At 66.8% G+C, this 11,893-nt stretch carries 10 protein-coding genes and 1 other RNA gene; 7 read left to right on the top strand and 4 right to left on the bottom strand.

The features are described 5' to 3' along the window. Positions 1-6 precede the first annotated feature (6 nt). From H6844_05915 to dctP, 4 genes are all read right to left on the bottom strand, one after another. Complete coding sequence (locus tag H6844_05915; protein MCB9928936.1) at positions 7-1,293, bottom strand: adenosylhomocysteinase; 1,287 nt, start codon at positions 1,291-1,293, stop codon at positions 7-9. A gap of 193 nt (positions 1,294-1,486) precedes the next feature. Further along, complete coding sequence (locus tag H6844_05910) at positions 1,487-2,866, bottom strand: TRAP transporter large permease (protein ID MCB9928935.1); 1,380 nt, start codon at positions 2,864-2,866, stop codon at positions 1,487-1,489. Positions 2,867-2,898: 32 nt separating this feature from the next. Beyond that, positions 2,899-3,534, bottom strand: coding sequence for a TRAP transporter small permease (locus H6844_05905; protein ID MCB9928934.1), 636 nt, complete (start codon positions 3,532-3,534; stop codon positions 2,899-2,901). A gap of 138 nt (positions 3,535-3,672) precedes the next feature. Then, positions 3,673-4,680, bottom strand: coding sequence for a TRAP transporter substrate-binding protein DctP (dctP, locus tag H6844_05900; GenBank protein ID MCB9928933.1), 1,008 nt, complete (start codon positions 4,678-4,680; stop codon positions 3,673-3,675). A 196-nt stretch (positions 4,681-4,876) separates the two neighbouring features. On the opposite strand from dctP, the gene H6844_05895 reads away from it, so the two are divergent. The 7 genes from H6844_05895 to H6844_05865 all read left to right on the top strand — a co-directional run bounded on the left by H6844_05895 (position 4,877) and on the right by H6844_05865 (position 11,885). Next, a complete protein-coding gene (locus H6844_05895; GenBank protein ID MCB9928932.1) occupies positions 4,877-6,745 on the top strand; it encodes an ATP-binding cassette domain-containing protein in 1,869 nt (622 codons plus the stop codon). Positions 6,746-6,762: 17 nt separating this feature from the next. Further along, entirely contained in the window at positions 6,763-7,485 is a 723-nt protein-coding gene (locus H6844_05890; protein MCB9928931.1) for an N-acetylmuramoyl-L-alanine amidase, read from the top strand. Position 7,486: 1 nt separating this feature from the next. Then, an RNA gene (gene rnpB, locus H6844_05885) (RNase P RNA component class A) lies at positions 7,487-7,898 on the top strand. Between the two features lie 282 nt (positions 7,899-8,180). After that, entirely contained in the window at positions 8,181-8,669 is a 489-nt protein-coding gene (locus H6844_05880; GenBank protein ID MCB9928930.1) for a hypothetical protein, read from the top strand. After that, the gene (rsmH, locus tag H6844_05875) at positions 8,666-9,613 is read left to right on the top strand and encodes a 16S rRNA (cytosine(1402)-N(4))-methyltransferase RsmH (GenBank protein MCB9928929.1); all 948 of its coding nucleotides are present in this window, start codon (positions 8,666-8,668) and stop codon (positions 9,611-9,613) included. Before H6844_05880 ends, rsmH begins: the two co-directional genes overlap by 4 nt. After that, positions 9,610-10,086 (top strand): hypothetical protein, encoded by a 477-nt coding sequence (locus H6844_05870; protein MCB9928928.1) that lies wholly within the window; start codon positions 9,610-9,612, stop codon positions 10,084-10,086. The genes rsmH and H6844_05870 overlap by 4 nt, the downstream gene beginning before the upstream one ends. Further along, on the top strand, positions 10,083-11,885 hold the full coding sequence (locus H6844_05865) for a penicillin-binding protein 2 (GenBank protein ID MCB9928927.1): 1,803 nt from the start codon (positions 10,083-10,085) through the stop codon (positions 11,883-11,885). Before H6844_05870 ends, H6844_05865 begins: the two co-directional genes overlap by 4 nt. The last annotated feature ends 8 nt before the right edge of the window (positions 11,886-11,893 follow it).

Raw genomic sequence — 11,893 nt, 5'->3', positions numbered from 1 at the left:
GCAGGATCAGTAGCGGTAATGCTCGGGCTTGAACGGGCCGTGATCGCCAATGCCGAGATAGGCCGCCTGCTCGTTCGACAACTGGGTCAGGTGAACGCCCAGCTTCTCCAGATGCAGGGCCGCCACCTTTTCGTCCAGATGCTTCGGCAGCACATAGACCTGCTTGCTGTACTTGTCGTTGTTGTTCCAGAGCTCGATCTGGGCCAGCACCTGATTGGTGAAGCTGGCGGACATGACGAAGCTGGGATGGCCGGTGGCGCAGCCCAGATTCACCAGCCGGCCCTCGGCCAGCAGGATCATGCGCTTGCCGTCGGGGAATTCGACCTCGTCCACCTGCGGCTTGACGTTGTGCCACTTGAAGTTGCGCAGGCCGGCCACCTGAATCTCGGTGTCGAAATGGCCGATATTGCAGACGATGGCCCGGTCCTTCATCCGCCGCATGTGGTCGACGGTGATGACATCCTTGTTGCCGGTGGCGGTGACGAAAATGTCGGCGTAGTCGACCACGTCCTCGACCCGCTTGACCTCATAGCCGGCCATGGCCGCCTGGAGCGCGCAGATCGGGTCGATCTCGGTCACGACCACGCGGGCGCCCTGGCTGCGCAGGCTCTCGGCCGAGCCCTTGCCGACATCGCCATAGCCGCAGACCACGGCCACCTTGCCGGCCAGCATCACGTCGGTCGCGCGCTTGATGCCGTCGACCAGGCTTTCGCGGCAGCCATAGAGGTTGTCGAATTTCGACTTGGTCACCGAGTCGTTGACGTTGATCGCCGGCACTTTCAGCGTGCCCGCCTTCGCCATCTCGTAGAGACGGTGCACGCCGGTGGTGGTCTCTTCCGAGACGCCCTTCACCGCTTCGATCAACTGCGGAAAACGCTCGTGCATGATCAGGGTGAGGTCGCCGCCGTCATCCAGGATCATGTTCGGGTGCCAGCCGTTCGGGCCGTTGATGGTCTGGTCGATGCACCACTCGTATTCTTCCTCGGTCTCGCCCTTCCAGGCGAACACCGGCACGCCGGTGGCGGCGATGGCCGCGGCGGCCTGGTCCTGGGTCGAGAAGATGTTGCAGGACGACCAGCGCACCTCGGCGCCCAGCGCCGTCAGCGTCTCGATCAACACCGCGGTCTGAATGGTCATGTGCAGGCAGCCGGCAATGCGCGCGCCCTTCAGGGGCTGGCTGGCACCATATTCCGCACGCAGAGCCATCAGACCGGGCATTTCGGTCTCGGCGATGGCGATTTCCTTGCGACCCCAATCGGCCAGGCCGATATCGGCGACTTTGTAATCCGACATGTGCGGACACCTCCTATGCTCACGAAAAAAACGACCAGGGAGCCCCTGGCCGCATAAGGATATCTTTATATAGTTTCTTATCGCACCCATCGCCCCGACGCAAGGGGTGGACGCAAGAGGGTGGAGCCAGCCGGGCCGTCCGCACCCCGGCATGGTGCCGGGGTGCGGACGGGAACGGCGCCGATGCGGCGCGTCAGCCGGCGACGTTCGCCAGCATCAGATGCGGCAGATAGAGCACGATGCCGGGGAAGGCGATCAGCACGGCCACGGTGATGATGTCGGCCACCACGAACGGCCAGATGCCCTTGAACACCTGCTCCAGCGGGATGTCCGGCCGCACGCCGTTGACGACGAAACAGTTCAGGCCGATGGGCGGCGTCACCAGGCCGATCTCCACCATCTTGACGACGATGATGCCGAACCAGATCGGATCATAGCCCAGCGCCAGCACCGCCGGGTGCACCACCGGCAGCGTCAGCAGCAGCATGCCGATGCCGTCCATGAACATGCCGAGGACGATGTAGACGCACAGGATCAGGATCACCACCACCACCGGCGCCACGTCCAGATGGACGATCCAGTCGGCAAAGGCGGTGGTCAGGCCGGTGAAGCCCAGGAAGCGGACGAAGATCAGGATGCTCCAGATGATCGTGAAGATCATCACGGTGAGTTTCGAGGTCTCCATCATCGCGTCCCGGAAATCGGTCCGGGTCATGCCCTGCCCCGTCGCCAGCCGGCGGGCGAGCGCCATGCAGAACACGATGAACGCGCCCACCGCGCCGGTTTCGGTCGGCGTCATCCAGCCGGTATAGATGCCGCCCAGAATGATCGCGATCACGCCGACAATCGGCATCATGCCGGGCAGGGAGTTGATCCGCTCCCCCCAGTTCAGGCCGGCGACCGGCCGGCCCAGGTCCGGGCTGATCTTGCAGCGGATGACGATAATGGCCGCATAGACGATGGCCGAGACCGCACCGGGGATGAAACCCGCCAGCAACAGCGAGCCGACGCTTTCCTCGACGATGATGGCATAGATCACCAGGATGGCGCTGGGCGGGATCAGCGAGGCGAGCGTGCCGCCGGCCGCGACGACACCGGCCGCCAGCCTCGGATCGTAGCCGTATTTCAACATTTCCGGGATCGCGACCCGGCTGAACACCGCCGCCGTCGCGGTCGAGGCGCCGGAAACCGCGGCGAAGCCGGCGGTGGCGAACACGGTGGCGACCGCCAGGCCGCCCGGCAACCAGCCGAGCCAGGCCCGGGCACACCGGAACGCCCCCTGAGTCAGGCCGGCGTAATAGGCCAGAAAGCCGATGAGAATGAACATCGGCAACACCGACAGCGAGTAATGGCTGACCTCCGAATGGGCCAGCGTGCCGGCGAGGCCGGCGCCGGCGCTCCAGCCGGCATCGATCCAGTCGAGCACGCCGCCGTCCCGCGCCTTGCGGCTGCCGATCAGCAGGACGAGGCCGAACAGGCCGGTGATGCCGGCGGCATAGGCGACGCGCACGCCCAGCACCACCAGCGAAATGATCACGAACAGCGAGACGATGCCGGCGACAAACGGATCCATGACGCGATTTCCTTCCGAGTCAGACGCGCCGTTCAGCGCGCATCGTGGGCGTCATGGCCCATGGCGTGTTCGATTTCCTCCCGCGCTTCCGCCACGGCGTCATGGCGTTCGGGCACCGCGACCGGGCGGCGCTCCGGGTCCATCGCCAGGCGGACATAGGCCCAGACCTGCAACGCCAGCCGCAGCGCCAGCAGGGTCAGCGCCACCGGCACGATCAGCTTGGAGGGCCAGAGTTCCAGGCGGATGTCGATGGTGCTGTCGCCCCGCTCCCACGCCCGCTGGAAATGGTGGAAGGACTGGACCGCGATGATGGAGACATAGACGAAGCCGACGAACACGGCGAAGCACTCGGCCCAATAGAGCAGCCGCCCTTTCAGCCGGTCGATCACCAGTTCCATGCGCACATGCGCGCCCTTGCGCTGGCAATAGGCCGCGCCGAGAAAGGCGAAGGTCGCCATCCAGACCTCGACCCAGTCGATGGCGCCGGGAATCGGGCTGTTGAACAGCTTCCGCCCCAGCACTTCGGCCACCATGAACAGCATCATGATGAGGATGAACAGGGCGGCGAGCGCGTTGAACACGTTCTCCATAACCGCCACCGCCCGGTCGATCCGGCCGAGCAGACCGCCGCCACTGTCGGGCGCAGAGGGGGAATTCGTCGTCATCATGGGGGATCCCGCAGCAGGATTCGGGGGGCGGCGGCGTGCGCGCGAGAGCGGCCGAACCGCATCCGATCCGGCCGCCCCGGCATCCGACCCCGGCGGCGGCCGGCTGCGGGCGAATGCCCGGCTCCGGCCGCCAGCGCCTTACATTTTGGCCTGTTTGGCCTGGTCGAGCACGAAGTCGAGGACGGCCTGCGAGTCGAACTCTTTCTTATGCTCGTTCACCCAGTCGCCCCAGACCGGCTTGGCGCCGATCTCGCGGAAATGGGCCATCTGCTCCGGAGAGTAGGTGACGCGTTCCATGCGGCTCGCAAAAATCGGACGCCACTTGTCGTCAGCTTCCTTGTAGACCACGCGATAGGCGTCGTAGGCGACGGCCTTGGCCTCCTCCAGCAACTGCTTGTACTCGTCCGGAAGCGCGTTGTAGGTGTCGATATTGATCACCGACGGGCAGTGGGCCGAGCCGATGGCCATGCCTTCGGTGTACCATTTCGAGATTTCGTGCAGGCGATAGGCGCCGAACGCATAGCTGTAGGGCCAGGAGGCCGCCTGCACCACGCCCCGCTCCACCGTCTGATAGACGTCCGGGGCCGGCACGGTGGTCGGCACCGCGCCCAGCTTGCGCATGGCGTCGCCCATGCCGCCGCCGGCACGCACGCGCATGCCCTTCCAGTCCTCCAGCTTTTTCGGCGGGTTGCCGACGCCCATGAACTCGTAGGTCGGCAGCACGCCGGCGAACCAGGGCCGGGCGTGCCAGCCGGCCATTTCCTTCATCCAGGGCTCATAGGACTCGAACGCGTCCTGGACCTTGATCAGCTGGTCGATGTTCTCCACCGGCAGGAAGGGCAGGTCGAGCACGGTGCCGACCGGGTTCTTGCCGGGATGGTAGAAGGTGCAGAGATGCGCCGCTTCCAGCGCGCCAAGCGAGACGTTGTCGAGATTTTCCTTCGGCGGCGAAATGGTGCCGCCATAGTGAATGGTAATCTCGAAATTGCCGCCGCTCTTTTCCTTGATGTAGTCGACCGCGGCTTCCACGCCTTTGGTGAAGGCGCGCGGATTGCCCCACATCGAGTAATTCCACTGCACCTTCTCGGCCGCGACCGCCTGGCCGGCGACCAGCACGGCCGCGGCCGCAATCAGAACGCTTCGCATGATCGGATCCTTCTCCCATTCGCTCATCGGTGTTGCCGAAACCGAGCAGGTCGCCTCTTTGCTGTTCGTTATCCTGCCGATTGCGGCGCGCACCATACGAAGGCATGCAATTTTGCGCAAGAGGTATGCCGAATTTGCAGGGCTTGTCTCTGACGCCTTGACAAAGCCCGTGGCCGCCAGCCATGCAGCGCGCATCATGGCCCCTCCCGTCATCACCTTTCGCGACGTCACCATCGGCTTCGGCACCACGCCGCTGTTCGAGGACCTGTCGTTCAGCATCACGCCCGGCGACCGCATCTGCCTGATCGGGCGCAATGGCTGCGGCAAGTCCACCCTCATGAAGCTGATCATGGGCGATCTGGAACCGGACCTGGGCGACACCTTCTTCCTGCCGGGCCTGCGTCTCACCTGGCTGCCGCAGGAGCCACAATTGCGCGCCGGCATCACCGTGCGCCAGCACATCGCCGAAGCCGGCCCGCCGGACGACCGGCCCGAGCCCTATGAGGTCGACGCGGTGCTGGACCGGATGGCGCTGGACGGCGACCGGGCCATGGACACGCTTTCGGGCGGCGAGGCGCGGCGTGCCTCGCTGGCGCGCGCGCTGGTGCGGCCGCCGGACGTGCTGCTGCTGGACGAGCCCACCAACCACCTGGACCTGCCCACCATCGAATGGCTGGAACAGTTCATCCAGGATTTCCGCGGCGCGACCCTGATCGTCAGCCACGACCGCGCCTTCCTGAACCGGGTGACCAAAAAAATCTGGTGGCTCGACCGCGGCCGGCTGCGCCAGAGCGAGCGGCCGTTCAGCGAGTTCGAGAAATGGCAGGAAGACGTCTATAACGAGGACGCGCGCGAACTGGAGCGCATGAACACCGTCATCGCCCAGGAATTGCGCTATCTGCAACGGGGCGTCACCGCCCGGCGCAGCCGCAACCAGCTGCGCCTGCGCCGGCTGGCCGACATGCGCGACGAGCGCTCGGCCCTGCTGGGCCAGAAACGCGGCAAGGTGCGGATCGTCCTGGACGAGGGCGACGTGCGCAGCCGCATGGTGATCGAGGCCAAGGAAATCTCGAAGTCGGTCACGCTTCCCAACGGCCAGGAACGGGTCATCGTCCACGATTTCACCACCCGCATCCTGCGCGGCGAGCGCATCGGCGTGTTGGGGCCGAACGGCGCCGGCAAGACCACGCTGCTGCGCATGCTGACGGGCCAGCTCCAACCGGATAGTGGCCGGGTGCGCGTCGCCAAGAGCGCCCAGCCCGCCTATTTCGACCAGCACCGCGCCCAGCTCGACCCCACCAAGACGCTGTGGGAAACGCTCTGCCCCGATGGCGGCGACACGGTCTATGTCCAGGGCAACCCCCGCCATGTGGTCGGCTATCTGAAGGATTTCCTGTTTCCGTTCGACCAGGCGAAATCGCCGGTCGGCACCCTCTCCGGCGGCGAGCGCAACCGCTTGCTGCTGGCCAAGATCCTGGCGCAGTCCAGCGACCTGCTGGTCCTCGACGAGCCGACCAACGACCTGGACATGGACACGCTCGACCTGCTGGAGGATGCGCTGGGCGAGTATGAGGGCACGTTGTTGCTGGTCAGCCACGACCGCGAATTCCTCGACCGCACCGTCGCCAGCGTGATCGCGCTGGAGGGCGACGGCGAGGCCCGGGAATATGTGGGCGGCTATTACGACTATGTCCGCCAGCGGATCGCGCCGCGCAAGACCGGCAGCGGCTTCGCCGGCGGCCCCGCCATGATGGCCAAAAAGCCGACCGCGCCGAAACCGTTGCCGCCGAAGCCCGAAGCGAAAGCCGAGCGCAACCAGCACCGCCTCACCTTCAAGGAACAGCGCGAACTGGACGACCTGCCGGAGCGGATCGCCAAGCTGGAAGAGTACATTGCCAAGGCCAATGCCTTCCTCGCCGACCCGGACGTCTACCAGAAAGACCCGGCCAAGTTCGAAAAGGCCGTTGACCGGCTGGCCGAGGCCAAGGAGGCCCTGACCGCCGCCGAGGAACGCTGGCTGGCGCTGGAGACGAAGCGGGAAGAGATCGAGGCACAGGCGTCGTGACCGCCCCACCGCCCGCGCTGGTCTGGCACCCCTCGCCCAACCATGGCGAGCGGCGCGGCGCGGTCGACCTGCTGGTGCTGCACTATACCGGCATGCCGACGACCGCAGGCGCGCTGGCGCGGCTCTCGGACCCGGACGCCCAGGTGAGTGCCCATTATCTGGTCGGCACGGACGGGACGGTCTGGCAGTTGGTCGCCGAACACCGCCGCGCCTGGCACGCGGGCCTCGCCTGCTGGCGCGGCGAGCACGACGTCAACAGCCATTCCATCGGCGTGGAGATCGCCCATCCCGGTCACGCCTTCGGCTATCGCCCGTTTCCGGCGGCCCAGATCGCGGCCGTGCAGGCGCTCTGCCGGGGGATCGTCGCGCGCCATGGCATCCCGGCCCGCAATGTCGTCGGCCACAGCGATGTCGCGCCGAATCGCAAGGAAGATCCGGGCGAGGGGTTTCCCTGGCCGGCCTTCGCCGCGGCGGGGATCGGGCTCTCGCCGCGTTCCTGCGCCCCCCTGCCCGTGCCGCCGCTGGTGCGGGTGCAGGCCGCGCTGGCGGCGTTCGGCTACGACCTGGCCCCCAACGGCTCCTGCGACCTGGCCACCCGCAACGCCGTGCTGGCGTTCCAGCGCCATTTCCGGCCCGCCTGCCTGGACGGCGTGTTCGACGGCGACTGCGCCGGCCGGCTCGCCGACCTGCTCCGCCAATGCGGTTGCGAGCCGGCCGCGGCCGGCTTATCTATCCCCTAGGTCAGGCGGTCGGGCGACCGCTCTCCGTTCGCGGAGGGAGGAAAGTCCGGGCTCCACGGAGACACGGTGCCGGCTAACGGCCGGCGAGGGTGACCTCAGGGACAGTGCCACAGAAAGCAAACCGCCCCGGTTCCGACCGGGGTAAGGGTGAAAGGGTGGGGTAAGAGCCCACCGCGGGGCTGGCAACAGCACCGGCACGGTAAACCCCACCGGGAGCAAGACCATATAGGGACGACCGTCGCAGCCTGCGTATGCGGGTATGCAACAGGCCCTGTCTTCGGGTCGTCGTCCGGGTCGGTCGCACCGAGGCAGACGGGCAACCGCTGCCCCAGATGAATGGTCGCCATCCCACGATTTCCCATCCCATGGGATTTTTTGGGACACAGAACCCGGCTTACAGACCGCCTGACCCTTTATCCCCAAACAGGCGCAAAAGCGCAAATTTTGTGCCAAATATCCTGTTTTGTTCTCTTAATATCCCATTAAACCAGAACTGTCCGCGAACAATTAATCGTAATTGTTTCTATTGCCAATCCGCGAATTCTTTCAACTCATCCACCGACTAGGGGCGATTTTCACTTGGCGTTAATCTCGATGTCCCATATTATCCCGCATTAACCCATTCAACGCCGTCCAGCGCCATCCCACCCCGGCGCCCGAAGACGGCACGGACGAGAGGTCGGGCGAAGAGCGCCATGCCGGTATTCTACGGCACATTCGAGAGCGGCCTGGACGCGAAACGGCGGGTCTCGATCCCCGCGCCGTTCCGCAACCGCATCGAATCCGACCCGGATGCCGGCCGCGAGAAGATGATCGCGCTTTTCGCCTCGCCCGAAGCCGACTACCCGACCGTGTTCGGCTGCACCTTCTCCATGGTCGAGGTTCTGCCGCAGGTTCAGGTGAAATTGGCGAGCGAAAGCGTCGACATCCGCCGCGCCGCCTCGAAGATTTTCCGCTCGATCCTGGAACACAAGATCGACGACACCGGCCGGATCGTTCTCAACCCCAAGCTGGTGGCGGCGGCGAACCTGGAAAAGAAGGTGTTCTTCCACGGCCAGGGCCATTTTTTCGAGATCTGGCCGACCGAAGACGTCGACGAGTATTTCGAGGCGGAAGAACGCAGCCTCGCGCGCCGCATCCTGATGCTGATGACCGAGCAGGCCGCCAGCGAGGGCCGGACATGAGCGCGTCGCCGCACATCCCCGTCCTGGCGCCCGAAGTGGTCGAGTTGCTGCAGGTGCGCGCGGACGGCCTCTATATCGACGGCACGTTCGGCGCCGGCGGCTATACCGCGGCCCTGCTGGCCGCCGGTGCCGGCCGGGTGATCGCCATCGACCGGGACCCCAATGCGATTCGCGACGGCGCCCCCCTCGCCGCCCGCTATCCCGACCGGCTGCGTCTGGTCCACGGCACCTTCGGCAGTCTGGACAGCGTGCTCGACCGGCCGGCCAGCGCCGACGGCATCGCGCTGGACCTGGGCGTGTCCTCCATGCAGTTGGACCAGCCGGACCGGGGCTTCTCGTTCCAGCAGGACGGCCCGCTCGACATGCGCATGAGCGGCGAAGGGCCGACCGCCGCCGATCTCGTCGCCACCACCGACGAGGCCATCCTGGCGGACTGGCTCTGGCGGTTCGGCGAGGAGCGGTATTCGCGCCGCGTCGCCCGCGCCATCGTCGCCACCCGTCACGACCGTCCGTTGCAGCGCACCGCCGATCTGGCGGCCGTGGTGGCCAAGGCCATCCCCCGGCCCGATCCGCACCATCACCCGGCGACGCGAACCTTTCAGGCGCTGCGCATCGTCGTCAACGACGAGCTGGGCGAGTTGGAGCGCGGCCTCGCCGCCTCGGAGCGTGCGCTGAAGGCCGGCGGCCGCTGTGCCGTCGTCTCGTTTCATTCGCTGGAAGACCGGATCGTGAAGGCCTTCTTCCGCGACCGGTCCGCCGCCAAGCCGCGGGGCTCGCGCCATTTGCCGGATGCCGGCGCGACCGAGGCCGCCGCCTGGCGCCTGCTGACCCGCCGGCCGGTCGTGCCCGGTGCGGCGGAGATCGCCGCCAATCCCCGCGCCCGCTCGGCCCGGCTGCGCGCGGCCGAACGACTGGCGGAGCCGGAGACGGAGGATCGCCCATGATGTCTCGCGTCACGATTTTCTGGCTGGTCGCCCTGGCCGGCATGGTGCTGATGACGGTCACGGTTTCGCTGGAAGTCGACCGCATCAACAGCCGCATCGACGCCGTTTCCGCCCGCAAGAGCGCGGTGCAGGAACGGATCGCGCTGCTGGATGCCAGCTATCAGCTTCTGACCTCGCCCGAGCGCCTGCGGCCGCTGGCGGACCGGCACCTGAAGCTACAGGAAATCCGCGGCGACCAGTTGATCGCCCTGGACCGGTTGCCGGCCCGGATCCCGCTGCCGACCGCGCGCCGGCCGGAGCCGAAGCCGCCGACCGAACAGTTCGGCCAGACCGCCCCGGAACCGCCGGCCAAGGCGCCCAGCCTGCCGCCGGCGCTGCCCGGCGGGCCGGCCACCCCGCCCTGGCTGGAGGCGCAAAGCCCCACCGCCTTGCAGCCCGTCACCCTCATCATTCCGCGCAGGAGGCCACAATGACCGGGACGCTCCCGTTCCTCGACGAGCCCGCGCCACACGCAGCCGCATCGTCCGCTGGCGCCACCACACCCGTGTTCGTGCCGGAACGCGCGCCCCGCGCCGCCGGCGGCTGGCGGCTGGCCGTGGTCGGCGCCGGCATTGCCGCCGCCATGCTGGCGGTGGTGGGCAAGCTGGTGGTTACCGCTGCCCCCGGCACCGTGCCCGCCGCCAACGCTTCGGCCCTGATGGCCGCGGCCAAGCCCGCGAGTCTGGCGCCGGCGCCGCAGGAACGGGCGCTCTATCCGCGCGCGAAAATCTTCGACCGCAACGGCGTGTTGCTGGCGTTCAGCGCGCCGACGCACTCGCTTTATGCCCACCCCGATGACGTGCCGGACCCGGTCGGCACGGCGGAGGCGCTGGTCCGGGCCTTCCCCGATCTGGACCGGGACCTTCTGGTCCGCCGGCTCTCCAGCAAGGAAGAGTTCGTCTATGTCGCCCGGCATCTGACGCCGGAGCAGTATTTCAAGGCGCTGCAACTGGGCCTGCCGGGCATCCGCGCCAAGCAGGAATACCGGCGGATCTATCCGCAGGGCCCGCTCGCCGTGCATGTCGTCGGCCTGACCCGCGCGGACCAGACCGCGCTTTCGGGGATCGAGGCCTATTACGACGCCGACCTGGCCGGCGTCCCGGATGCGCCGCTCTCGCTGAGCCTGGACATGCGCCTGCAGGCCGTGGTGCGCGAGGAGTTGCAGCAGCGAATCGACACCTATGCCGCCGCTGCCGGCGCCGGCGTGGTGCTGGACACCCATACCGGAGAAATGCTGGCCTCGGTCTCGCTGCCGGACTTCGACCCGAACATCATCGGCAAGCGCGACCCGAAGGTGGAAGAAAACCGCGTCAGCAATGGCGTGTTCGAGCTGGGCTCGGTGTTCAAGCCGATCGTCGCGGCGGTCGCGCTCGACACCAGGGTGGCCAAGCGGGACACCATGTTCGACGCCACGCATCCGATCTATGCCCATGGCTATACCATCAAGGACTTCCACGGCCGCAACAAATGGCTGTCGATGCAGGATGTGCTGGTGCACTCGTCCAATATCGGCGCCGCGCGCATGGCGATGGACGTCGGGGCCGACCGGCTGGTCCGTTATTTCGACCGGTTCGGGCTGCTGACCGTTCCGGGGCTGGAAGTCTATGAGGTGCGCGCGCCGCAAATGCCGGACAAATGGCAGGAACTGAACGCCATGACCGCGGCCTATGGCTATGCGCTGTCGGTGTCGCCGGCGCAATTCGCGGCCACGTTCGCGGCCCTGGTCAACGGTGGCGTGCTGCACCGGCCGACCTATATCCGCCTGAACAACGCCGAAACCGCGCAAGGCCGTCGGGTGATCCGGCCGGAGACGTCGGCCACCGTGCGCGCCATGCTGCGCCAGGTCGTGCTGAAGGGCACGGGCCGCAACGCCGGCACGCATCTCTATCCGGTCGGCGGCAAGACCGGCACGGCCATGAAACCCAGCAAGCATGGCGGCTACAGCAGCGACAAACGCATCTCGTCCTTTATAGGGGCTTTTCCCATCGCCGATCCGCGCTATGTGGTGTTCGTCATGGTCGACGAGCCGAAAGAGCGGAAGGTGACCGGCCGCTATGCCACCGGCGGCAAGGTGGCAGCGCCGGCGGTCGGTCGGATTATCGACCGCATCGCGCCGATGCTGGGCGTCAAGCCGACCACGGCGGAGCCCGAAGGCGACGTGCGACAGGCCAAGGACGTGCGGCAGGCCAAGACCGGCGGCGTGATCACCGCGGCCATGCAGGTACAAAACTGATTCGACAC

This window comes from Alphaproteobacteria bacterium, assembly GCA_020638555.1.
Classification (GTDB): domain Bacteria; phylum Pseudomonadota; class Alphaproteobacteria; order Bin95; family Bin95; genus JACKII01.
This window is presented reverse-complemented; position numbering and strand designations above follow the sequence as displayed.

Coding starts and splice junctions, on each gene's coding strand:
- H6844_05865 (MCB9928927.1), top strand. CDS start 10,083: ATGACCGGGACGCTCCCGTTCCTCGACGAGCCCGCGCCACACGCAGCC.
- H6844_05905 (MCB9928934.1), bottom strand. CDS start 3,534: ATGATGACGACGAATTCCCCCTCTGCGCCCGACAGTGGCGGCGGTCTG.
- H6844_05895 (MCB9928932.1), top strand. CDS start 4,877: ATGGCCCCTCCCGTCATCACCTTTCGCGACGTCACCATCGGCTTCGGC.
- H6844_05915 (MCB9928936.1), bottom strand. CDS start 1,293: ATGTCGGATTACAAAGTCGCCGATATCGGCCTGGCCGATTGGGGTCGC.
- dctP (MCB9928933.1), bottom strand. CDS start 4,680: ATGCGAAGCGTTCTGATTGCGGCCGCGGCCGTGCTGGTCGCCGGCCAG.
- H6844_05880 (MCB9928930.1), top strand. CDS start 8,181: ATGCCGGTATTCTACGGCACATTCGAGAGCGGCCTGGACGCGAAACGG.
- H6844_05910 (MCB9928935.1), bottom strand. CDS start 2,866: ATGGATCCGTTTGTCGCCGGCATCGTCTCGCTGTTCGTGATCATTTCG.
- H6844_05870 (MCB9928928.1), top strand. CDS start 9,610: ATGATGTCTCGCGTCACGATTTTCTGGCTGGTCGCCCTGGCCGGCATG.
- rsmH (MCB9928929.1), top strand. CDS start 8,666: ATGAGCGCGTCGCCGCACATCCCCGTCCTGGCGCCCGAAGTGGTCGAG.